At 70.9% G+C, this 22,159-nt stretch carries 22 protein-coding genes; 14 read left to right on the top strand and 8 right to left on the bottom strand.

Annotated elements, in window-relative coordinates; translation table 11 throughout:
• Nucleotides 1-51 precede the first annotated feature (51 nt).
• Both IEZ25_RS07435 and IEZ25_RS07430 read left to right on the top strand, forming a co-directional pair.
• Nucleotides 52-987, top strand: a complete 936-nt coding sequence (locus IEZ25_RS07435; protein WP_191198790.1) for a 5'-3' exonuclease — start codon at nucleotides 52-54, stop codon at nucleotides 985-987.
• Nucleotides 988-997: 10 nt separating this feature from the next.
• The gene (locus IEZ25_RS07430) at nucleotides 998-1,450 is read left to right on the top strand and encodes an Lrp/AsnC family transcriptional regulator (protein WP_318152097.1); all 453 of its coding nucleotides are present in this window, start codon (nucleotides 998-1,000) and stop codon (nucleotides 1,448-1,450) included.
• Nucleotides 1,451-1,588: 138 nt separating this feature from the next.
• Here the strand turns inward: IEZ25_RS07430 and IEZ25_RS07425 are convergent, their stop codons facing one another.
• Together IEZ25_RS07425 and IEZ25_RS07420 are read right to left on the bottom strand one after the other, a co-directional pair.
• The gene (locus tag IEZ25_RS07425) at nucleotides 1,589-2,545 is read right to left on the bottom strand and encodes a type IV toxin-antitoxin system AbiEi family antitoxin domain-containing protein (RefSeq protein WP_191198789.1); all 957 of its coding nucleotides are present in this window, start codon (nucleotides 2,543-2,545) and stop codon (nucleotides 1,589-1,591) included.
• Nucleotides 2,546-2,735: 190 nt separating this feature from the next.
• On the bottom strand, nucleotides 2,736-4,202 hold the full coding sequence (locus IEZ25_RS07420; RefSeq protein ID WP_191198788.1) for a KamA family radical SAM protein: 1,467 nt from the start codon (nucleotides 4,200-4,202) through the stop codon (nucleotides 2,736-2,738).
• 153 nt (nucleotides 4,203-4,355) lie between these two features.
• Between IEZ25_RS07420 and kdd the strand changes: the two genes are divergently transcribed.
• The 4 genes from kdd (at nucleotide 4,356) to kal (ending at nucleotide 8,251) form a co-directional block, all read left to right on the top strand.
• Nucleotides 4,356-5,423: an L-erythro-3,5-diaminohexanoate dehydrogenase gene (gene kdd, locus IEZ25_RS07415; protein ID WP_191198787.1), complete on the top strand. Its 1,068-nt coding sequence runs from the start codon at nucleotides 4,356-4,358 to the stop codon at nucleotides 5,421-5,423.
• The gene (gene kamD / locus IEZ25_RS07410; protein WP_191198786.1) at nucleotides 5,423-7,021 is read left to right on the top strand and encodes a lysine 5,6-aminomutase subunit alpha; all 1,599 of its coding nucleotides are present in this window, start codon (nucleotides 5,423-5,425) and stop codon (nucleotides 7,019-7,021) included. The genes kdd and kamD overlap by 1 nt, the downstream gene beginning before the upstream one ends.
• Nucleotides 7,022-7,097: 76 nt before the next feature.
• Nucleotides 7,098-7,850: a lysine 5,6-aminomutase subunit beta gene (gene kamE / locus IEZ25_RS07405; protein WP_191198785.1), complete on the top strand. Its 753-nt coding sequence runs from the start codon at nucleotides 7,098-7,100 to the stop codon at nucleotides 7,848-7,850.
• Nucleotides 7,847-8,251 (top strand): 3-aminobutyryl-CoA ammonia lyase, encoded by a 405-nt coding sequence (gene kal / locus IEZ25_RS07400; protein WP_191198784.1) that lies wholly within the window; start codon nucleotides 7,847-7,849, stop codon nucleotides 8,249-8,251. The genes kamE and kal overlap by 4 nt, the downstream gene beginning before the upstream one ends.
• Nucleotides 8,252-8,254: 3 nt before the next feature.
• Here kal and IEZ25_RS07395 read toward each other — a convergent pair whose 3' ends face one another.
• Nucleotides 8,255-9,157, bottom strand: a complete 903-nt coding sequence (locus IEZ25_RS07395; protein WP_191198783.1) for an NAD(P)H-binding protein — start codon at nucleotides 9,155-9,157, stop codon at nucleotides 8,255-8,257.
• Between the two features lie 62 nt (nucleotides 9,158-9,219).
• Between IEZ25_RS07395 and IEZ25_RS07390 the strand changes: the two genes are divergently transcribed.
• The 4 genes from IEZ25_RS07390 (at nucleotide 9,220) to IEZ25_RS07375 (ending at nucleotide 13,197) form a co-directional block, all read left to right on the top strand.
• The gene (locus IEZ25_RS07390) at nucleotides 9,220-9,933 is read left to right on the top strand and encodes a helix-turn-helix transcriptional regulator (RefSeq protein ID WP_191198782.1); all 714 of its coding nucleotides are present in this window, start codon (nucleotides 9,220-9,222) and stop codon (nucleotides 9,931-9,933) included.
• Between the two features lie 403 nt (nucleotides 9,934-10,336).
• A complete protein-coding gene (gene lnt, locus IEZ25_RS07385) occupies nucleotides 10,337-11,878 on the top strand; it encodes an apolipoprotein N-acyltransferase (protein WP_191198781.1) in 1,542 nt (513 codons plus the stop codon).
• Between the two features lie 36 nt (nucleotides 11,879-11,914).
• Complete coding sequence (locus IEZ25_RS07380; protein ID WP_191199221.1) at nucleotides 11,915-12,637, top strand: polyprenol monophosphomannose synthase; 723 nt, start codon at nucleotides 11,915-11,917, stop codon at nucleotides 12,635-12,637.
• Nucleotides 12,634-13,197: an FxsA family protein gene (locus tag IEZ25_RS07375; RefSeq protein ID WP_318152096.1), complete on the top strand. Its 564-nt coding sequence runs from the start codon at nucleotides 12,634-12,636 to the stop codon at nucleotides 13,195-13,197. Before IEZ25_RS07380 ends, IEZ25_RS07375 begins: the two co-directional genes overlap by 4 nt.
• A 25-nt stretch (nucleotides 13,198-13,222) precedes the next feature.
• Here the strand turns inward: IEZ25_RS07375 and IEZ25_RS07370 are convergent, their stop codons facing one another.
• From IEZ25_RS07370 to IEZ25_RS07360, 3 genes are all read right to left on the bottom strand, one after another.
• Nucleotides 13,223-13,603, bottom strand: a complete 381-nt coding sequence (locus IEZ25_RS07370) for an RNA polymerase-binding protein RbpA (RefSeq protein ID WP_191198780.1) — start codon at nucleotides 13,601-13,603, stop codon at nucleotides 13,223-13,225.
• 234 nt (nucleotides 13,604-13,837) lie between these two features.
• Entirely contained in the window at nucleotides 13,838-15,190 is a 1,353-nt protein-coding gene (locus IEZ25_RS07365) for an MFS transporter (protein WP_191198779.1), read from the bottom strand.
• Complete coding sequence (locus tag IEZ25_RS07360) at nucleotides 15,187-16,011, bottom strand: glycerophosphodiester phosphodiesterase (protein WP_191198778.1); 825 nt, start codon at nucleotides 16,009-16,011, stop codon at nucleotides 15,187-15,189. The genes IEZ25_RS07365 and IEZ25_RS07360 overlap by 4 nt, the downstream gene beginning before the upstream one ends.
• A 44-nt stretch (nucleotides 16,012-16,055) precedes the next feature.
• Between IEZ25_RS07360 and IEZ25_RS07355 the strand changes: the two genes are divergently transcribed.
• Entirely contained in the window at nucleotides 16,056-16,307 is a 252-nt protein-coding gene (locus IEZ25_RS07355) for a TFIIB-type zinc ribbon-containing protein (protein ID WP_191198777.1), read from the top strand.
• An 11-nt stretch (nucleotides 16,308-16,318) separates the two neighbouring features.
• Here IEZ25_RS07355 and IEZ25_RS07350 read toward each other — a convergent pair whose 3' ends face one another.
• Nucleotides 16,319-17,842, bottom strand: a complete 1,524-nt coding sequence (locus tag IEZ25_RS07350) for a helix-turn-helix domain-containing protein (protein WP_191198776.1) — start codon at nucleotides 17,840-17,842, stop codon at nucleotides 16,319-16,321.
• Nucleotides 17,843-17,925: 83 nt separating this feature from the next.
• Here IEZ25_RS07350 and IEZ25_RS07345 point away from each other — a divergent pair, with 83 nt between their 5' ends.
• Together IEZ25_RS07345 and IEZ25_RS07340 are read left to right on the top strand one after the other, a co-directional pair.
• Nucleotides 17,926-18,942 (top strand): zinc-dependent alcohol dehydrogenase family protein, encoded by a 1,017-nt coding sequence (locus IEZ25_RS07345; RefSeq protein ID WP_191198775.1) that lies wholly within the window; start codon nucleotides 17,926-17,928, stop codon nucleotides 18,940-18,942.
• Nucleotides 18,939-20,714 carry an alkaline phosphatase D family protein gene (locus IEZ25_RS07340; protein ID WP_318152095.1) on the top strand — a complete coding sequence of 592 codons (1,776 nt, stop codon included), beginning with the start codon at nucleotides 18,939-18,941 and terminating at the stop codon, nucleotides 20,712-20,714. The genes IEZ25_RS07345 and IEZ25_RS07340 overlap by 4 nt, the downstream gene beginning before the upstream one ends.
• Here the strand turns inward: IEZ25_RS07340 and IEZ25_RS07335 are convergent.
• Nucleotides 20,701-20,847: a hypothetical protein gene (locus IEZ25_RS07335; protein ID WP_191198774.1), complete on the bottom strand. Its 147-nt coding sequence runs from the start codon at nucleotides 20,845-20,847 to the stop codon at nucleotides 20,701-20,703. The two genes, IEZ25_RS07340 and IEZ25_RS07335, sit on opposite strands and share 14 nt — an antisense overlap.
• Before the next feature lie 200 nt (nucleotides 20,848-21,047).
• Here IEZ25_RS07335 and IEZ25_RS07330 point away from each other — a divergent pair, with 200 nt between their 5' ends.
• Entirely contained in the window at nucleotides 21,048-22,157 is a 1,110-nt protein-coding gene (locus IEZ25_RS07330; RefSeq protein ID WP_191198773.1) for a DNA glycosylase AlkZ-like family protein, read from the top strand.
• Nucleotides 22,158-22,159: the final 2 nt, after the last annotated feature.

Raw genomic sequence — 22,159 nt, 5'->3', positions numbered from 1 at the left:
GGCGCCTGCGGCACGGGGGTGCGTGTGGGCGGCGTGTGGAAGGCTCACGCCATGGCCACCGGCGACCGCCTCCTGCTGCTCGACACCGCTTCGCTCTACTTCCGCGCGTTCTTCGGCGTGCCCGACTCGGTGAAGGCACCCGACGGCACCCCCGTCAACGCCGTGCGTGGGCTGATGGACTTCATCAGCCGACTGGTGGGGGAGTACGACCCGAGCCACCTGGTGTGCTGCTGGGACGACGACTGGCGCCCGCAGTGGCGCGTCGACCTCATCCCGTCCTACAAGGCGCATCGCGTCGTCACGGAGGTCGCCGGCCCGAAGCCGGACGTCGAGGAGGTGCCTGACCCCCTCGAGGCGCAGATCCCGGTCATCCTCGCCGTGCTCGAGGCCTTCGGCATCGCGGTCGTCGGGCACCCCGAGATGGAGGCCGACGACGTCATCGGCACGCTGGCCACCAATGCCGGGATGCCGGTCGACATCGTCACCGGCGACCGCGACCTCTTCCAGCTCGTCGACGACGAGACCGAGGTCCGCGTGCTCTACGTCGCGCGCGGGGTCAGCAAGCACGAGCGCGTCGACAACGCCTGGATCCGCGGCAAGTACGGCGTCGACGCGCGCCACTACGCCGACCTCGCCACGCTGCGCGGTGACACCTCCGACGGACTGCCGGGAGTGGCGGGTGTCGGCGACAAGACGGCAGCCACCCTCATCAACCGCTTCGGAGACGTCGACGCGATCGTCGCGGCCGCCGGCGATCCCGAGTCCGACATGGGGCCCGGTCCGCGGGGCAGGATCAAGGCCGCGCTCGACTACCTCGACGTCGCACCCCAGGTGGTCGCCGTACGCCGTGACCTGGACCTGGGTGCGCCCGACCTGACCCGTCCACGCACGCCGGCCGACCAGGACGCGCTGATGGCCCTCGACGAGCGCTGGGGCCTCGGCTCGTCGGCGGTGAGACTCGTGCAGGCGCTGTCCGGGTCGGACTAGGGTGCGTGCCGTGAGCTCTCCCGAGGTCGAGTCCAAGGACCGGCAGATCCTGTCCCTCCTGGCCGCCGACGGCCGGATGTCCTTCACCGACCTCGGCAAGGCGACCGACCTGTCGACCTCGGCGGTGCACCAGCGGGTCAAGCGGCTCGAGCAGCGCGGGCTGATCACCGGCTACGGCGCGACCGTCGACCACGACCAGCTCGGGCGCCCGCTCACCGCCTTCATCTCGATCACCCCGATCGACCCCTCGCAGCCCGACGACTACCCCGACCGCCTCTCCGGCATCCCGGAGATCGAGTCGTGCTGGTCGGTCGCGGGCGAGGAGTCCTACATCCTCAAGATCCGCGTCGCCACCCCCCGCGACCTCGAGGACCTCCTCGCTCGGATCCGAGGCGTCGCCACCGTCTCGACCCGCACGACCATCGTGCTCTCGACGCCGTACGAGAACCGTCCGATCGCCTGACGGTCCGCGCCCGCACCCCTGCGTCCCCGCCCCGCCCCCGCCCCCGCCCCTTCCTTCACTCGAACCCCCGCCCCTGCGGGGGATCGCCAACCTCGGGGGGCGTGCACACCCGTAGAAGTTCGCAGTACGCCCGTGATGTCAGGCGCCGATAGGACGCCGGTTGCTCTCGAGCACGTTGCGGATGCGGGTGCACGTGGACACAGGTCGCTCGAGGTCGGCCCAGCCGATCCGCAGACATACCCAGCCGGTGAGCTGACAGATGCGCTCCTCCCGCTTCTTCTCGCGCATCAGGAACGCCTCGAGCGTCTCTCCCTCGCGTCGATAGCGCTCGTACTTGATCCGTCCGTCGAACTCGAGGAACACACCGAGCTCGGGCCAGGCGAAGTCGACCCGGGCGAACTCACGTCCGTGCTCGTCGAGCACTGGCACCTGCGGCGTCGGCCGCGGCAGCCGGTAGGTGCGGCACATGAAGTAGGTCCGGGTCTCGGCGACCGACTCCAGACGTTCGTCGGCCATCGCCACGACCCGGTGTGCCGACAGCGTGTGCGGCCAGTGCTTCATCGTGGTGGCCGCAGCGACGAGCTCCTCCCGCGAGATGTGCTTGGCATGGAGGAGTCCGTTGGCGACGACGAGCGCCGCCTCCGGCGTGGCCGTTGCGATGACCTCGACAGCGGATCGCGCGGCCGGTCCCACGCGCACGCCGTTGACGACCCGGACCTCGCTCTCGCTGAGCTCGCCGACGTGGTGCACGACGCCGGCTTCGCGTCGCCCACCCTTTCCGTCGGTGCGGGTCGTGTGCACCTCGTCCAGCGGGATGTTCCACACCGGGACGCCCAGCTCGACGATGGTCGACACGTGGGTCAGAGCCGTCAGGGGATGTGCCCTGAGCAGGACGGCCCGCGCCAGCACCCGGTGCCGGTCCTCGGACGACAGGCGGCGCCACAGCGCGGCGTCGACGTACGCTCCGCGTCGCACGCGGTGCAGCAGCCCGCTGCGGACGAGCATCGCCAGCTGGTGGTCGGTGTACCCGTCGGCGACCAGCTCATGACGCAGCCGTACGACGTCGGTCAGATCGGGTGGTGGCGGCGTCTGCATGGCGCCACCATCCCCGCGCGTACGACCGCGCGAAACCGCCGTGCGGCAATCTGTGGATGACCTCAGGCCGTACGAGACCGGACTTCTCGTGCCTTCCGCGAACTTCTCACCGCGTGCACGCCAGGTGATGTTGGGGATCCCCCGCTGAAGCGGGGGTTCAAGTGAGGCGAGGGTCCTCAGGCCCGCGAGGTCACCAGGCCTGCAGGGCAGCCGTACGCCGCGACGCCTCGGCCATCTCGGCGGCCTTGAGCGAGGCCTCGTCGAGGCGACCGTGCTCCTCCCACCACTGCTGGCCGGAGGCGGGGAGGGTGTGGATCGGGTCGTAGTACTCGTAGAGGCGCGAGAGCGCCTCGGCGTCGTCGGCCTCGATCGAGGTGCGGTAGTTCTTCGTCCAGAACGAGATGCCGCGCTCGGTGTCGTAGTCGGCGTTCTGGTGCACCCAGCGCTTGCCGACGAACGGCACGTCGCACACGATGCGCGGCGTCGCGAAGCCCGGGAGGTAGCCCATGATGTGGTGCTGGAGGCGCTGGGCGTCGGCGAGCGAGACCCGCCAGTGCTCCGAGAACGGGATCATGTCGCACATGTAGAAGTAGTAGGGCATGATCTGCGCGCCGTCGAGCAGCCGGAAGCACAGGTCGAGCAGGGCGTGCGGGTCGGCGTTCACCCCGTTGAGCAGCACACCCTGATTGCGTACGTCGCGCAGGCCGGCGTCGAGCATCGCCCGGGTCGCCTCGGCGACGATCGGTGTCACGGAGTTCGCGTGGTTGGCGTGGGTGTGCATCGCCAGGGAGACGCCGCGGGCGCGGGCGACCGTCGCGACGCGGTGCACGCCCTCGACGACGTCGGGCTGGAGCCAGTGCTGAGGGAGGCCGACGAGCGCCTTGGTGGCGAGCCGGATGTCGCGGATGTTGTCGACCTCGAGCACCGACATGAGGAACGACTCGAGGCGCGGCCACGGCATGTTGGCGACGTCGCCGCCGGAGACCACGACGTCGCGCACCTGGGGCGTGCGACGCAGGTAGTCGAGCATGTCGCCGATGCGGTCGTTGGGCTTGCCGGCGAACTTCAGCTTGTCGATCACGACCGTCGAGTTGCCGACGAGGTCCATGCGCGTGCAGTGGCCGCAGTACTGCGGGCAGGTCGGCAACAGCTCGGCGAGCACCTTGGTGGGGTAGCGGTGCGTGAGGCCCTCGGTGGCCCACATGTCGTGCTCGTGGAGCGAGTCACGCGTGGCGTGGGGGTGCGAGGGCCAGTCGGTGCGCCGGTCGCTGAACACCGGGATCATGTAGTGGCGCACCGGGTCGGCGTAGAAGGCCTCGGTCATCGAGCCGGCCCCGGCGGGCTCGAAGGTCGGGACCATCGTGTTCATCATCTGCGGCGGCACCAGCATCGACATGGTGGCGCGCTCGGCCTGGTCGCGCTCGAGGTCGGCGTAGAACCGCTCGTCGAGCAGGTCGCCGGTCAGCTCGCGCAGCTGCTTGAGGTTCTTGACGCAGTGGGCACGCTGCCACTGCACCGAGGCCCAGTCGTCGGCCGTGACGTCGGCCCAGCCGGGGAAGCGGGTCCAGTCGGGCTCGACCAGCTCGACCTTCCGATAGGGATAGGGCTGGCCGGCGGAGATGGCCTGTCCCAGCGGGCTGGCGGTCTCGATGCTCATGGGGTCTCCTGTGATCAGAGATGACGCGGACGGACGCGCCGGTTGTGTGTGCGGCGACACATCTGGGATGCTACGTGGAGAACGTGCGGCGCGTCCAATGCCGCGCCGGAAGATTTACGGCTCAAGCGCATCAGACAAGAAGGATGGCCCGCATTGTCCCTCCCGACGGATGTCCGCACCGGTGATCCGACCGGCCTGCACCGGGTCCTCGACGACCGCTTGGTCCTGCCGCAGGCCGCGCAGCGCCTGGACGCCCGGGCCGACCTGTGGCCCGACGAGGTGCGCGTGCGCGTGGAGCGGCTCAACCTCGACGCGGCGTCCTTCCGGCAGCTCGAGCGGAAGCACACCAAGTACGGCGAGACCAGCGGCGACGGCGTGCGCGCCGAGGTGCTCGACATCGTCGCCAGCCGCGGGAAGATGCAGAACCCGGAGACCGGCTCCGGTGGCATGCTCGTCGGCACCGTCGAGGAGGTCGGTCCCGAGTCGCCGCTCGGCCTCGCCGTGGGCGACCGCGTCGCGACGCTGATCAGCCTGACGCTGACGCCGCTCGTGATCGAGGACGGACTCTCCGGCTGGGACGGCCGCAGCGAGCAGGTCCCGTGCGACGGCTACGCCATCCTCTTCGGCCGTTCGATCGCCGCGGTGATCCCCGACGACCTCGACCCGGCGCTGTCCCTGAGCGTGATGGACGTCTGCGGCGCGCCCGCGCTCACCGCGCGCGTCGTGGGGGAGTACGCCGCCCGCGGGCAGGACCCGACGGTCGTGGTGATCGGCGGCGCCGGGAAGTCCGGCTCCCTCAGCCTGGCCGCCGCCCGCCGGTCCGGCGCCGGCCGCACGATCGGGCTGGTCCCGCACGACGCCGAGCGTGATCTGCTCGACGAGGCGGGCCTCGCCGACGTCGTCGCCGTCGCCGACGCCCGGGACCCGATCGCCCTGCGTGACGCCGTCACCGCCGCCGGCGGCCCCGCCGACATCACCGTCGTCTGCGTCGACGTGCCCGGCTGCGAGGGCGGCGCGATCCTCTCCACCGATGAGGGCGGCACCGTCATCTTCTTCTCGATGGCCACCAGCTTCAGCGCAGCGGCGCTCGGTGCCGAGGGACTGGCCGCCGACGTGCGGATGCTCGTCGGCAACGGCTACGTCCCCGGCCACGCGGCGTACGCCATGGAGCTGCTCCGCGCCGACGCGGGCGTCCGGTCCCTCTTCGAGCGGCGCCTGTGATGGCCGCGGCCCGCAGGCCCTCCAATCAGCTCGGCCTCGACCGCGCCGACGTCCGACGCGCGCGCACGCTCGCCCGGCAGGTCGGCAAGCCCATCGTCGACCTCGCCACCCAGCACACGACCGTCTCGGTCGAGCGGGCCACGCTGCGCCTGGCGGGTCTGGGCGGCGCGGACCCGGACGGCACGCCGTGGGTGAACCGCCTCGCCGACGCCGTCCGCGCCGACACCGGGCTCGAGCACGGCGTCAGCCTGCCTGTCTGGGACGCCCTGATCCGGGGCGAGGGCGACGACCTGCTGACCCTGGCGCAGAAGGCGGCGGCCGGCTCGGTGACCTTCCGCGTCCCCGAGGGCAAGGACGCCACCCGCGCGACGGCAGCCTCGCGCAAGGCCGTCGCCGTGGGCATCAAGCAGATCGATCGCCAGCGAGCCGCCCGCGACAAGCTGATCGCGAAGGTCGGCGACGCCCCCAGCAAGCCGTGGATCTACCTCATCGTCGCCACCGGCGACATCCACGAGGACATCCCGCAGGCGCAGGCCGCGGCCCGCGAGGGTGCCGACGTGATCGCGGTGATCCGCTCGACCGGCCAGTCGCTCCTCGACTTCGTGCCCGAGGGGGCCACCCGCGAGGGGTTCGCCGGCACCTACGCCACCCAGGAGAACTTCCGCCTGATGCGGGCGGCGCTCGACGAGACGTCGAAGGAGCTCGGCCGCTACGTCCGGCTCACCAACTACGCCTCCGGGCTCTGCATGCCCGAGATCGCCGCGCTCGCCGGCCTCGAGCGGCTCGACATGATGCTCAACGACTCGATGTACGGGATCCTCTTCCGCGACATCAACCCGATCCGCACCTTCGTCGACCAGCGCTTCAGCCGTCAGGTCCACGCACGGGCCGGGATCATCATCAACACCGGCGAGGACAACTACCTCACCACCGCGGACGCCGTCGAGGCGGCGCACACCGTGACGACCAGCCAGCTGCTCAACGAGTACTTCGCCAAGGAGGCCGGGCTCGAGGACTGGCAGCTCGGCCTCGGGCACGCCTTCGAGATCGATCCCGAGGTGCCCGACTCGTTCCGCCTCGAGCTCGCCCACGCGATGCTCGCGCGCGAGCTGTTCCCCGATGCCCCGCTCAAGTGGATGCCGCCCACCCGCCACATGACCGGCGACATCTTCAAGGGCTACCTGCTCGACGGCTTCTTCAACCTCGTCGGCGCGATGACCGGGCAGGGCATCCTCCTGGTCGGGATGATGACCGAGGCGGTCGTGACCCCGTGGATCTCCGACCGCGACCTGGCGCTGCAGAACGTCCGCTACGTGATGAACGCCGCCGGCAACCTCCACGAGGACTTCCGCCCGTCGCCCGAGGGCTTCATCGCGCGCCGCGCACGCGAGGTGCTCGGCGACGCGATCGGGCTGCTCGAGGAGATCAAGGACGACCGTACGGTCGCCGGGCAGCCGCCGCTGCTGTCCGCGATCGCCGACGGCACGTTCGGGCTGATGAAGCGGCCCGCCGACAAGGGCCGCGGACTCGACGGCGTCGCCCGCAAGGCTGCTGACTACTACAACCCGGCCACCGAGATCCTGGAGGGCGCCACGTGAACGAGCGAAGCGAGCGAACAGTCCAGTGCAGCGCCCCTCGTGCCTCGTGGGCGCACGGAGCGAAGCGAGTACGTCCATGAGCCTGATCCGGCCCTACGGCGACACCACCGGCGACGGCATGGTGCAGCTGTCCTTCACCCTCCCCATCGAGCACTCCAAGGTCGCCGACGGCGCCGCGGTGCAGCTGGCCAACAAGATGGGCATGGACCCCGCGCTGGTCGTGCACTCCAAGCCGATGGGGGAGGGCTTCACCTTCTTCGTCGTCTACGGGCGGGTCAACCACCTCGTCGACCCCAGCACCGTCGAGGTCGTCGAGCGCGACTACCCGCTGCTGACGCCCAAGGAGGCCAACGCCGCGATCAAGCGGTCGCTGCGCCGGCGCCTGGTCGTCGTCGGCGGCTGCATCGGCACCGACGCCCACACCGTCGGCATCGACGCGATCCTCAACATCAAGGGGTTCGCGGGGGAGAAGGGCCTGGAGTACTACCGCGAGCTGAAGGTCGTGAACCTCGGCGCCCAGGTCTCCGTGCCGCAGCTCGTGGAGGCGGCGCGCGAGGAGAAGGCCGACGCGGTCCTGGTGTCCCAGGTGGTCACCCAGCGCGACGCCCACCTGCTCAACACCCGCGAGATGTCCGCGGCCTTCCGCGAGGCCTACCCGGCAGCCAGGCGCCCGCTCCTCGTCGTTGGCGGCCCGCGATTCGACGAGACCATGGCCGACGAGCTCGGGGTGGACCGGGTCTTCAGCAGGGGTACGACGCCGGGCGAGGTCGCCTCGTTCATCGTGGACCGCCTCGCCCGCCCCACCGCACCGAAGGAGACGGCCTCATGAGCCAGTCGAGCGACGCGAGCCGCGTCGGCACGACCGTCACGCACCGGCGCTACGTGCCGTACTCGCACGCCCACTACGCCGGCAACCTCGTCGACGGGGCCTACAGCCTGGGTCTCTTCGGCGACGTGGCCACCGAGATGTGCATCCTGCTCGACGGCGACGAGGGCCTCTTCGCGTCCTACTCCGACGTCCAGTTCACCGCCCCTGTACGCGCCGGCGACCTGCTCGAGATCACCGCCACCCTGGCTCGGGAAGGCACCCGCAGCAGGGTGATGGACTTCATCGTCACCGTGGTCGGCCGGGGTGCTCCGACGGCTGACGCGCCGGGTGCTGCGGCGCTCCTCGACCCGCCGGTCGTGGCCACGACCGCCACCGGCACCGTCGTCGTACCGCCGCGCTGACCTTCAGTCCGTGGAGAGTGCCGGCCGCAGCACCTCGTAGGCCCACGCACCGAGCGTCGTCGGTGTGGTCGTGGTGGCGTCGCGTGGCTGCTCGGGGACGAAGCCGTCACGCATGCCCGTCGACATGCCCAGCACGGCCTCGACCTGCTTCGCACCCATCCCCGCCCCGGTCAGGCTCGCGCGCATGTCGTCGTCGCTGATCCGTCGGGGACGTACGTCGTGCCCGGTGGCGGCCGAGACGATCGCCAGTGCGTCCGCCCAACCGAGGTCGGCCGGTCCGTGGACGGCCTGCACGTGCCGGCCGGACCAGTCCGCGCGCAGCAGCCACGACGACGCGACTGCCGCGATGTCTGCGGGAGCCACCCAGGCGAACGGATGGTCGACGGGGAGCACCACGGGCACCTCGCCGGCTCGCAGCGCGTCGAGCTGCATCAGGAGGTTGGTGAAGAAGAATCCGCAGCGTAGGTGGAGCGTCGACGCGGGCGTCGCGTCGAGCAGCTCCTCCACCCTGGCGAGACCGTCGATATCACCGGCACCGCGGCGCAGCTCGGCCCCGATGCTGCTCTGCAGCACGACGTGGGAGACCCCCGCCTCTTCGACGGCTCTGGCGACCGAGGCGCCGAAGGCCTCGTAGTCGGCCAGCGGGTCCTCCGACAGCAGTGCCGGCACGGTGAGGAAGAGGGCGCCGACCCCGTCGAGTGCTGTGGTCAGGGCCGATGCGTCGGCGAGGTCGACGACGACGACCTCGACGTGGTCGTCCAGGCCGGCGGGAACGCCGTCGCGTCGGTGCGCGAGCACCCGCGGCCGTACGCCGCCTCGCACCAGGTCGTGGACGAGGTGCCGGCCGACGTTGCCGGACGGAGCAGTGGTGGCGATCTGGTTCGTGGAGGTGTGTGTCGGGGTCATGTCGCTGACGCTAGCGCCGGATGTGGCCGAATCCTGTCCACAATCTGTGCGACGGTGGTCCCATGGCCACGTCCGACCCCACTGTGCGCACACTCGAGCTGCTGGTGCTGCTCCAGGCCCGCGCGACCTGGCCCGCCACCGAGCTCGCGGAGCGTCTGGGCACCAGCGCGCGGACCTTGCGCCGCGACCTGCACCGGCTCGGGTCCCTCGGCTACGAGGTGGTCGGCAAGCCCGGACCGGGTGGGCACTACCAACTGGTCGCGGGGTCGCGGATGCCGCCGCTGGTGCTCGACGACGACGAGGTCGTCGCACTCGTGACCGGGTTGCGGATGGTCGAGGGCGACCTGGGCTCTGACGCCGGCTCCCGCGCCCTGGTCAAGCTGCAGCGGGTGCTCCCTCGCCGGCTCGCCGACCGTGTCGCGCAGGTCGCTGGTGCGAGCGAGGTCGTCGCCCTGGGAGAGCCGACCACCCCGGCCGGACGTGACCTGTCCGTGCTCACCCGGGCGTCGGTCGACGGGGCGCTCGTCCGCTTCGACTACAACGACCAGCACGACGTGCGGACCCACCGGACCGTCGACTCGATCCGGTGTCTCTACGCGCGCGGCCGCTGGAGCGTGCTGGCGTTCGACCACGACCGGGCGGACTGGCGGCTCTTCTCCCTCGAACGGATGGACAGCGTCGCGACGGGCGGACCCGCCGAGCGGCGGTATCCGCCGGCGCCGGACCTGGCGGAGTGGCTCCGGACCGACTTCGGACGGGCTCGCGACCGCAGCTGACACACACGGTCGGCGTGTCCGCGGCGACACGCCGAAAGCTGTCAAAATTGTCTGGTCGACTTTCGTGCAGACGCCCCCGCGCTGACCTGCAGTTTCGCGCATCGGCGCAGGTCAGGACCGTGTTGACACCATCCGCGTCGCGCGGGAGGGTTCCGGGGTCCGCCTGTGCAGCCCGCGGATCGCGCCACCGGCAGTGGGGAGTACGACATGGGGATCGTGGAGCCAGCGATGCCCCAGGTCGCGCGACTCGTCGGCGGTGCTCCGCGGGGGCTGGATGCGGGAGGAACCACGGGGCCGTAGACAACTCCGTGCGATCGTCAGCCAGGCGGTCGTGCGTTGGTCCGAAGTCCCGCCGTTCCTCCCGCACCGCTGCAGGCTGAGGGCGGTCGGCTACGGTTCGATCGTGCCGCTGCGCTGCCTCCTCGCCCTCGTGGGCGGACTCCTCCTGGCAGCCGCGTTCGAGCCGATCGGCTGGGCCGCACTGCTGCCCGTCGGCATCGCCACGCTCATGCTCACCGTGCACGGCCTGCGTCCGGGACGCGCCTGGATCCCGAGCCTGGTGTTCGGCGTCGGGTTCGTCTACGCCGTCATGGTCTGGATGCGCTCGGTCGGCACGGACGCCTGGATCGCCATGTGCGCCGTCGAGGCGGCGTTCTTCGTCCCGCTGGGTCTCGGCCTCGCCTGGAGCATGCGCCTGCGGCTCTGGCCGGTGTGGGCCGCCCTGTGGTGGACCGGCATCGAGACCTGGCGCAGCGGGTGGCCGTTCAGCGGCATGCCGTTCGGCCGGCTCGCCTACGCGACCGCCGACACACCGTGGGCCGACGCACTCCCGTGGATCGGGATGACCGGCGTGACCTTCCTGGTCGCACTGACCGGTACGACGATCGCGTGGCTGCTGATCGAGCGTCCGCGTCCCTCCCGCCGCGTCGTCGGCGCCGTGGGATCACTCGTCGTCGTCAGCCTCCTCCCGGCGATCTTGTCGTTCCCCGTCGACGAGACCGGCACGTCCACCGTCGCGGCGGTGCAGGGCGACGTCCCCGGCACGGGCCTCAACGTCCCGGCCGTCCACCGCGAGGTGACCGCCAACCACGTGCGCCTGACGGAGGACCTCGCGGACGCGGTCGCCGCAGGTGACCAGCCGCTGCCCGACTTCGTCGTGTGGCCGGAGAACTCCACCGCCGTCGACCCCTTCCTCGACACCCAGGTGCACGCCGGCATCGTCGCGGCCTCAGACGCGATCGGGGTGCCGATCGTCGTCGGCGGCACCAACACCAACCCGCTCGACGACACCCAGGTGCTCAACCAGGGAATCGTCTTCCAGCCGGGCCTGGGCGGTGGCGACCGCTACACCAAACGGCACCCGGTGCCCTACGGCGAGTACATCCCCTTCCGCGGCAACAGCCTGATGCCCTCGACCTATGGCCGGCTCAACGAGGTGCCGCGCGACATGGTCCGCGGCACCAGCCTGGAGCCCCTCCGAGTCGCGGGGCTGCGGATCGCCGACGCCATCTGCTTCGACGTGGCCTACGACGAGGGGATCGGCGGGCAGGTCGCCCGCGGCGCCCAGCTGGTCACCGTGCAGACCAGCAACGCGATGTTCAGCCGCACCGGCCAGCTCGCCCAGCAGTTCGAGATCAGCCGGCTCCGCGCGCAAGAGACCGGACGCTGGGTGGTCGTCGCGGCCATCAACGGCATCTCGGGCGTCGTACGTCCGGACGGCAGCGTCGTGGCGTCGGTGCCCGCGCGGGGCCAGGAGGTCCTGGTCGAGCAGGTGGGGCTCAGCTCGACCATCACGCCGGCGGTGCGCCTCGGGGTGTGGCCCTCGCGACTGGTGCTGATGTTCCTCGTCGTGCACACGGCGGTCGTCACTTTCACCTATCGTCGTCGGCGACGTCGCAGCCGCAGCGTCGTCCCCACCACCCCCATCAGCACCGGATCGAGGTAGTCCCACGTGAGTGTCGAAGGGCTCGGCCGCGTCGTCATGGTCATCCCGACCTACAACGAGTCCGACAACCTCGAGTGGATCGTGGGTCGGCTCCGCGCAGCCGAGCCGGGGGTCGACGTGATGATCGTCGACGACAACAGCCCCGACGGCACCGGTGACATCGCCGACAGGCTGGCCGCCGGGGACGACGCGATCTCGGTCGTGCACCGCACGGAGAAGGCCGGACTCGGCGCCGCCTACCTCAACGGCTTCGCCGTGGCCCTCGACGCCGGCTACGACGTGATCGGCGAGATGGATGCTGACGGTTCCCACCAGCCCGAGCAGCTGCACCGCCTCCTCGAGGCGCTCCACACCGCCGACCTGGTGATCGGCTCCCGCTACGTGCCCGGCGGGTCGGTGGTGAACTGGCCCCTCCAGCGACTGGCCCTGTCGCGCGGGGGCAACCTCTACGTCCGGCTCCTGCTCGGGATCAAGGTCAAGGACGCGACCGCGGGTTTCCGGCTCTTCCGGCGCACCACGCTCGAGGCCATCGACCTTGGGTCGGTGCTGTCTACTGGATACGTGTTCCAGACCGACCTCGCCTACCGCACCGTCACGCGCGGCCTGCGGCTCACCGAGGTGCCGATCGAGTTCATCGAGCGCGTCCGCGGCGACTCCAAGATGAGTGGCCAGGTCGCGAGCGAGTCGCTCAAGCTGATCACCCGCTGGGGGCTCTCCGAGCGGCGCGCCCAGCTGGGCAGGAGGAGGCGCACCGCGTGAGCCAACCCCAGGTGCCCCGAGGCGTCCCGCAACGGCGCCGCCGTGGATGGGTACGTCCGGTGGTCGCCCTGGCGCTCGTCGCCGTGCCGCTCGCCGAGATCTGGACGATCGTGCAGGTCGGCGGCCTGGTCGGCCCGTGGTGGACCATCGCCCTCCTGCTGGCCGGCTCGGTGCTCGGCGCGTGGCTCGTCAGGCGCGAGGGCGGCCGTGCCTGGCGCGCGCTGCGCGAGGCGCTGCAGGCCGGACGGATGCCCGCACGGGAGATCGCCGACGGCATGCTGGTGCTGCTCGGAGGCGGGCTGATCCTGCTGCCCGGCTTCCTGCTCGACGTGGTCGGACTCGTGCTGATCCTTCCCTTTACCCGACCGGTGGCGCGTCGGCTGCTCACCTCGGTGGTGGAGCGGCGCCTCGTCGAGGCGCCGACGCTCGGGGGACCGTTCGGGGCCGGCTTCGGCCCCGGCTTCCGGCCCGGGTTCGGCCCGGGTGCAGCGCCCGGAAATGGCGATCGCCCCGGACCGGGTGGCGATGGGCCAGTGGTCCGGGGCGACGTCGTCGAGTGAGGCGCGATCACCTCACCGAGAGGATCTAGCTGACGCGCTTCTTCTTGTTGGCGCGGTGCAGGTGCGCGGGGCCGATCTCGCCGCCGCGCAGCAGCTCCAGGCGCTCCTTGAGGATGTCCTCGAGCTCCTTCTCCGAGCGACGCTCGAGGAGCATGTCCCAGTGCGTGCGGACCGGCTTCTCGGCCTTCTCTTCCGGAAGGATGCCCGCCGTGCTGAGTGCCTCGGCCCCACACCGGGGGCACTCCCACTTCGCGGGGATGTCGGCCTCGACCGACATCGTCACCTCGAACTCGTGCCCGTGCTCGCAGCGGTATCCGACCTGCTGACGCGCCGCGAACTCGATGCCGCGCTCGTCCTCAAAGCTCTGGCCGCCCAGCCTTGCGCCACGTAGTGTGCGCTCCGCCACCGTGCCCACCTCCAGTTGTTTGCTGACCCCGTTGTGTTGTGTTCGGGATGACCGGGCCGATCGGATTGCCGCTCGTGGCGACGGGTGTCACGGCCCTGCTGATCCTTCAACGGTAGCGGGGCGGCCCACATTCCGCGGATTCACGGGCGGACGCGCCACGCTCAGGCGAGACCAACCTCACCCCCAGGGGTGCACCCAGCCTGAGCCACCCTCGTGAGCGGGCGGCCGCGGACGTCAGATGACCGCCGGCACCGCGTTGCCGGCGTCGCGGATCCCACGCGCCGTGTCCACCCGCATCAACAGCAGGCCGCCCAGGACGAAGAAGGCGATGAGCGCGAAGATCGCCGGCCGGTAGGAGTCGGTGAGCTGGTAGACGAGACCGAACACCAGCGTGCCGAACCAGGAGGTCCCTCGGTCCATCGCGTGGTAGAAGCTGAAGTACTCCGCCTCCTTGCCCTTCGGGATCAGCAGCGAGTAGTAGGACCGTGCCAGCGCCTGGGTGCCGCCGAGCACGATGCCGATCGCGAAGCCCAGCAGCAGGAACGGGATGAGCGACTCCCGCGGGAGGAAGAGGGCGGCGGTCACGATGACCATCCAGACCACCAGGCCACCGAGGATCGTGTGCTTGGCACCGAACCGGCCGGCCAGCCGACCGAAGATGAGCGCGCCGCCGAAGGCGACGAACTGCACGAGGAGGATCGTGGCGATGAGCACCGACTGTCCGAAGCCGAGCTCCTCCGAGCCGTACGTCGACGACGACGCGATCACGGTCTGGATCCCGTCGTTGAAGAACAGGTAGGCGAGCAGGAACGTCAGTGCCATCGGGTAGTTCTTCATGTCGCGCAGCGTGGCGAAGAGCTGACCGAAGCTGCGCGCGACGACGTTGCCCTCGACGCGCTCGACGTCGGCCGGCGGGTGGTCCTGGAGCCGCAGGTAGGGGATGAAGGTGAACCCGGCCCACCACACGCACGCCGAGAGCATGCTGATGCGGGTGGCCTCGCCCTCGGTCAGCCCGAACGGCAGCATCGTGAAGAGCGCCAGGTTGACCACCAGCAGGAGGCCGCCACCGAGGTAGCCCCAGGCCCAGCCGCGGGAGGAGACCCGGTCGCGGTTCTCCTCGTCGGAGATGAGCGGCAGGATCGAGTCGTTGACGACCATGGACGCGGCCAGGCAGAGGTTCGCCCCGATGATCGCGACCGCGCCGATCTGCCAGTTGCCGTCCCGGCAGAACCAGAGCAGCGACCCGAACGCCGCGCCGGTCCAGGCGAAGCCACCCAGCCACCTGCGCTTGTTCGGGGTGCGGTCCATCAGCGCGCCGAGCGGCGGCAGCAGGAGCGCGGAGAGGATGGTGGCGAACGTGATGAGGAACGAGGGCAGCGCCCCGGGCGCGACCGAGATGCCGACCAGCGAGACGCGGTCGTCGACGGCGGCGTCCTTGGCCACGGAGATGATGTAGGGCGCGAACATCACCGTGCTGACGGTCGTCACGAACGCGCTGTTGGCCCAGTCGTACCAGTACCAGGCCTTCTGCTCCCGCGCCTGCGCCAGCGGCTCGAGGTTCGCAATGCTGCCGGTCACGTCGTTCATGCCTCACCCTTCTCGCGGCCCTCGGCCGGACCGTGCCACTGTCCGCGCGCGCGGAGCACGTCCCTGAGTATGTCCGTGCGATCAGTCATGATGCCGTCGACACCGCGGTCCAGGAGGGTGTTCATCTCGATCGGGTCGTCGATCGTCCACACGTGCACCTGCAGGCCGCCCGCGCGGGCGCGGCGGACGAGCCCGCGCGTGACCACCACGAAGCGCCCGCGACGGTGCGGGACCTGCAGCGCGACCGGCTTGCCGCGGGTCAGCAGCCGGGCCAGGCGGCCGCTGGGGGAGATGACGAACGCGACGACCTCGAGCGGGTGCGCGGACGTGGCGACACGCCCGTCCGTGCGGCGCCGGAAGGCCTCCATCCGACGCGGGGAGAACGACCCGACCAGCACCCGGTCCCACGCGCCGCGCTCCTCGATGAACGACGCGAGCCCCTCGACCGCGCCCTCGGACTTGAGGTCGATGTTGAATCGGGCGTCCGGGAAGGCGTCGAAGAGCTCGGCCAGGGTCGGCACGGGCTCGCGGCCGCCGATGAGCGCCTGCTGCACCTCGGCGTACGTCGCGTCCCCGATGCTGCCGGTCCGGTCGGTCACCCGGTCGAGCACGGTGTCGTGGAAGGCGAGCAGCACTCCGTCCCTGGTGACGTGGACGTCGGTCTCGAGAAAGCCGTAGCCGAGCGAGACGGCGTGACGGAAGGCCGCCAGGGTGTTCTCCAGGCCCTCGATGTCGGGGTGATAGGCCCCACCGCGGTGGGCGAACGCGAGGGGCCGGGGCGCGTCGAGGTACCCCGATGTGGGTGGGGCCGGTGAGTTCACCCGAGAAGTATGGGCCCGGGCGGTACCGTCATGGGATGGAGAGCATGAGCTGCCCCCGATGCGGTGTCGAGATGGCCGAGCGGACCCTCGGCCAGGCCACGGTCGCTCAGTGCCCCGAGGGTCACGGAGTGTTCCTCTCGCGCGCCGACCTCGGCCTCCTGGTCGAGGCGGAGAACGACTGGCACCGCAATGCCGGCCAGCACACCGCGCCGATGCCGAGGATCACCGCCGACATGACCGCGCCCCCGACCGTGGGCAAGCAGTCGCGCGCCTGGGTGGAGACCTTGTTCGGCTGAGCCTCGAGACCTCAGATGTCGCGGAAGGTCTCGATGTTGGCCCCGAGCTCGTTGAGCCGCTCGGCGAGGTCCTCGTAGCCGCGGTGGATGACGTACGTCGAGCGCAGCACGCTGCGGCCCTTCGAGGCGAGCATCGCGATCAGCAGCACCACGGCCGGGCGCAACGCCGGCGGGCAGACGATCTCGGCACCTGAGAAGTGCGTCGGTCCCTCGACCAGCACCCGGTGTGGGTCGAGCAGCTTGACCTGGGCGCCGAGCTTGTTGAGCTCGGTGAGGTAGATCGCGCGGTTCTCGTAGACCCAGTCGTGGAGCAGGGTCTGCCCGTCGGCCACGGCGGCGATGACGGCGAAGAACGGCAGGTTGTCGATGTTGAGGCCCGGGAAGGGCATCGGGTGGATCTTGTCGAGCGGCGCGCGCAGCTCGGAGGGATGCGTGGTGATGTCGACCAGGCGGGTCTCCCCGTTGGAGGCGACGTACTCCTCGGACCGGTCGTAGCGGAACCCCATCTCCTCCAGCGTCGCCAGCTCGATCTCGAGGAACTCGATCGGGACCCGCCGGATGGTGATCTCGGACCGGGTGACGATGGCGGCGGCCAGCAGCGACATCGCCTCGATCGGGTCCTCGGAGGGGGCATAGTCGACGTCGACGTCGATGGACTCCTTGCCCGTGACCGTGAGCGTCGTCGTGCCGATGCCCTCGACCTCGACGCCGAGCCTCTGGAGGTAGAAGCACAGGTCCTGCACCATGTAGTTCGACGAGGCGTTGCGGATGACCGTGGTGCCCGGGTGCAGCGCGGCGGCCATGAGCGCGTTCTCGGTGACCGTGTCGCCGCGCTCGGTGAGCACGATGGGCCTCCCGGGCTCGATGGCGCGGTTCACGCGCGCGTGGTAGGCACCGTCGGTCGCCTTCACCTCGAGGCCGAAGGGACGCAGGGCCGACATGTGGGGCTCCACGGTGCGGGTGCCGAGGTTGCAGCCGCCGGCATAGGGCAGCTCGAACTCCTCGACGCGGTGCAGGAGCGGGCCGAGGAACATGATCACCGAGCGGGTGCGACGGGCGGCGCCCTCGTCGATCTGGGACAGGTCGAGCTCTGCCGGCGGGATGATCTCGAGGTCGTTCTCGGTGCCGACCCAGCGGGTCACGACTCCGAGGGAGTTCAGCACCTCGAGGAGCCGGTTGACCTCCTCGATCCGGGCGACCTTGCGCAGCGTGGTGCGGCCCTTGTTGAGCAGCGAGGCACACAGCAGCGCGACACCGGCGTTCTTGGAGGTCTTGACGTCGATCGATCCCGAGAGCGTCGTCGGGCCGTCGACGCGCAGGTGGGTGGGACCGGCGCCGAGCGCGACGATCTCGGAGTCGAGTGCGGCGCCGATGCGCGCCAGCATCTCGAGCGACAGGTTCTGGTGGCCCTTCTCGATGCGGTTGATGGCACTCTGGCTCGTGCCGAGGAGGTCGGCGAGCTGGTGCTGGGTGAGACCGCGGTGCTTGCGGGCGTCGCGGATGAGGTTGCCGATGCGACCCTTGTAGTCAGCCATGCCGACCAAGGTATCTCAGATATGAGATAAAGCCAGTCGGCCTGCTGGCGGGTCGCGCAGGTGGTCGTGGCAGGATCGCCGACATGCGCGCAACCACGATCCACGCCCCCGGTGACATCCGCTTCGAGGAGGTGCCGGATCCCACCATCGAGGAGCCGACCGACGCGATCGTGAAGGTGGTCGCCGGCTGCATCTGCGGATCGGACCTGTGGCCCTACCGTGGCGAGAACCCGGTGCGGGCCGGCAGCACCATCGGGCACGAGTGCGTGGGCATCGTCGAGGAGGTGGGATCGGCCGTCTCGTCGACCAGGGTCGGTGACTTCGTCATCGTCCCGTTCTGCCACTGCGACAACACCTGCGCCCACTGCGTGGCCGGCGTGCAGTCCGCCTGCACCAACCTCGGCATGACCCAGAGCGGCCAGGGGGAGTACGCCCGGGTGACGCAGGCCGACGGCAGCCTGGTCGCCACCGACGGGATGCCCGACGACCACCTGATCCCGTCGCTGCTCGCCCTGTCCGACGTGATGGCCACCGGCTGGCACGCCGCCGTCGCGGCCGGGGTGAGGCCCGGCGGCACCGCGGTCGTCGTGGGGGACGGTGCGGTCGGCCTCAGCGGCGTCCTGGCCGCCGCCCAGATGGGCGCCGAGCGGGTGATCGCGATGTCGCGCCACGAGTCGCGCCAGGAGATCGCCCGAGCCTTCGGGGCCACCGACGTCGTCGCCGAGCGCGGCGAGGAGGGCGAGGCGATCGTCGCCGAGCTCACCCGCGGCGTCGGCGCCGACGCGGTGCTCGAGTGCGTCGGCACCGACGCCGCCATGTCGACCGCCTTCGCCGTCGCCCGGCCGGGATCGACGGTCGGGTTCGTCGGCGTGCCGCACGGCGTGGAGCCGCCCGTGCGCCGGATGTTCCAGAAGAACATCGGCCTCGCCGGGGGCGTGGCGCCCGTGCGCCGCTACCTCCCCGACCTGCTCGAGCGGGTGCTCTCCGGTGCGATCGACCCGGGCCGGGTCTTCGACCTCACGCTGCCGATGTCCGAGGCGGCCGAGGGCTACCGCGCCATGGACGAGCGCCGCGCGATCAAGGTCCTCCTCCAGCCGTGAGCGGCTCCTCGGGCGGCAGCGCGCTCGTGCTCGGCCCGCTGCTGAGGTACGTCGACGACACCTCCGCGGCGATCTGGGTCGAGACACGCGACCACACGACCGTCACCGTGACCTGTGGTCGGTCCACCGCTAGCGCGCGGACCTTCGCCGTGCACGGTCACCACTACGCCCTGGTCGAGCTCGACGGACTCACGCCCGGGTCGAGCGAGCCCTACACGGTCGACATCGAGGGCGCGATGGTGTGGCCCGACCCCGGCTCCGACTTCCCGGCACCGGTCATCTCGACGCTCGAGCCCGGACGCCCGCTCAGCCTGGCCTTCGGCTCCTGCCGCACGTCGGTGTCCCACGACGCGAAGGGCAACGACGAGCACGGCGTCGACGCGCTGCGCGCCTGGGCACTGCGCGTGGCCGACCACGTCGATCCGACCGATCCCGACGACCCCGACCTCGCTCCGGATCGGCTGCCGGACCTGCTCCTGTTCCTCGGCGACCAGGTCTACGCCGACGAGACGACCGACGAGATGCGCGCCTTCATCGAGTCGCGCCGCGACATCGAGCAGCCGCCCTGGACCGAGCTGCGCGACTACGAGGAGTACGCCCACCTCTACGCGCTCGCGTGGTCCGACCCCGCGAACCGGTGGCTGCTCTCCACGGTGTCGACGGCGATGATCTTCGACGACCACGACATCCGCGACGACTGGAACACCTCGCAGGCGTGGCGTGAGGAGATGGAGGCGACCTCGTGGTGGCACGGTCGCATCGTCGCCGGCCTCGGCTCCTACTGGGTGCACCAGCACCTCGGCAACCTCTCGCCGGCCGAGCGACGCGAGGACGAGCTGTACGCCAAGATCCTGGCGCACGAGGGTCACGACGAGCTCGACCTCGGCGAGGTCATCGACGCGTTCGCCGAGCGGGTCGACCAGCAGCCGGAGACCTACCGCTGGAGCTACACGCGCGAGTTCGACACCCAGGCGCGCCTGGTGGTGGTCGACTCGCGCGCAGCCCGCCAGCTCGACCCCGAGCGTCGTGCGCTGCTCGACGACGACGAGGCGGCCTGGCTCGACGAGCAGCTGCGCGGTGACGTCGACCACCTGCTGATCGGCACGTCCCTGCCGTTCCTCCTCGCCCGCGGCCTGCACCACCTCGAGGCGTTCAGCGAGGCGCTGACCGAGGGCACCTGGGGCGATCGAGGCGCACGCTTCGGCGAGAAGATGCGCACGCTGGTCGACCTCGAGCACTGGGGCGCCTTCCAGGCCAGCTTCCAGGCCGTCGCGCGCCAGGCGATGGAGGTCGCGGCGGGGGAGCGGGGCACGGCACCGTCCACCGTGACGTTCCTGTCCGGCGACGTGCACCACAGCTACGTCAGCGAGGCCCGGCCGGCCCGCCGCGGCAGAGCGCTGCGCTCGACCGTCCTGCAGGCGGTCTGCTCACCGATCCGCAACCCGCTCTCGCGCAACATGCGCTTCGCGACGGCCGTGCTGTCGTACGGCGTCGCCGGCCCGCTCGGGCGGCTCGTGTCGAAGTCGGCGAAGGTGCCCGACCCGCCGCTGCACTGGCGATACGCCGAGGGCCCGTGGTTCGACAACAACCTGGCCTGTCTCCAGCTGGCCGGCCCGAGCCTGCGCATGTGGTGGGTCACCGGGACGGTGGAGGACGACCACGAGCGACCCCGGCTGGCCAAGGTGGCGACCTACGAGCTCGACGAGCAGGGCAAGCCGCCCCCGCACGAGAACGCGGGGCAGAAGCTGCGCCGGCGCCTCAGACGGCGCTGAGCACGCGGTCGCGGCCGTGCGCGCAGTCGCACGTGTCCGAGCACGGCAGGTAGGTGTGCCGGCCGTGGCCGCACCCGGTGCACGGCAGGTCGTGCGAGAGGTGCTCCCTGCTGGTCTCGACGGTGTCCCACATGGTGAAGCCCCCACAGCTTGGTGATCCGAGAGGTGAACGTCTTCCCGTTCACTGGTTGTTCGTCCTCGAGGGTGGCACCGGATGGGCGAGCCGGGGACCGAACCACGTCAGGATTGCCTGATCTGGGGCATGAACCACCCGATCGGGCCATGCCGGCCTGGCCCGGTCATGCAGGCGCAGGTTCCACCTAGGATCGCCCCATGGCTGACGACCTCGTGCTGTCCCCGGCGCAGGCGCGCCGGATCGCCGTACGGGCCCAGCTGCTCGACGCACGTCGTCCCACCGACGTCCTCGAGACGGTGCGTCGCCTCGGCTTCCTGCAGGTCGACCTGACCCGGGTCGTCGCCCCGCACGTCGACCTCGCCCTGTGGAGCCGGATCGGCGACCGCTTCGAGCCCGAGGACCTCGAGGAGCTCGTGGGCAACGGCGCCCTCGTCGAGCACAAGGCCATGCTCCGGCCGAGCGAGGACATCGCCCTGTTCGCCGCCGACATGGCCGCCTGGCCGGGTGAGCCGCCGCTGAAGGAGTGGCAGGAGGACGTCCGGGACTGGGTCGCAGCCAACGACGACTGCCGGCGCGACGTCCTGGCCTTCCTGCGCGCGGAGGGGCCCACGGCGGCGCGCGACCTCCCGGACACCTGCGAGGTGCCGTGGCGCTCGAGCGGGTGGACCAACAACAAGAGCGTCATGAAGCTGCTCGAGTGCCTCGAGTCGCGCGGTGAGGTGGCGGTGGCCTCACGCGAGGGTCGGGAGCGACGGTGGGACCTGGCCGAGCGAATCCACCCGGGTGATCCCGCCGTGCCCGCCGAGGAGGCCCACCACACGTTGGCGGCGCGCCGGCTGCGCGCGCTCGGTGTCGCGCGGCCGCGGGCGCTCGAGGCGTGGGAGGAGCCCTACGACGTGCGCGGCACGGGCGTCGCGGCCCGCGTCGACGGCGTGCGGGGGACCTGGCGCGTGGACCCGGACCGCCTCGACGACCTCGGGTCGTTCGAGGGCCGCGCCGCGATCCTCTCGCCGTTGGACCGGCTGGTGTTCGACCGGTTGCGGATGGAGGAGCTCTTCGGGTTCGACTACCAGCTGGAGATGTACAAGCCTGCCGCCAAGCGACAGTGGGGCTACTGGGCGATGCCCGTCCTCGACGGGGACGAGCTCGTCGGCAAGATCGACGCGACTGCGGACCGCGATGCCGGCGTGCTCGTGGTGGACGCGATCCACGAGGACGGTGAGTGGTCGAAGGCCCGCCGTCGGCGGGTCGACCGCGAGCTGAGGGCGCTGGCCGCGTGGCTGGGCCTCGCGGTGTCGCGAGGCTGAGG

The sequence above is a fragment of the Nocardioides hwasunensis genome, assembly GCF_014779665.1.
GTDB lineage: Bacteria > Actinomycetota > Actinomycetes > Propionibacteriales > Nocardioidaceae > Nocardioides > Nocardioides hwasunensis.
Note: the sequence above shows the minus strand (reverse complement) of the source record. Positions and strands in the feature narration are given on the sequence as shown.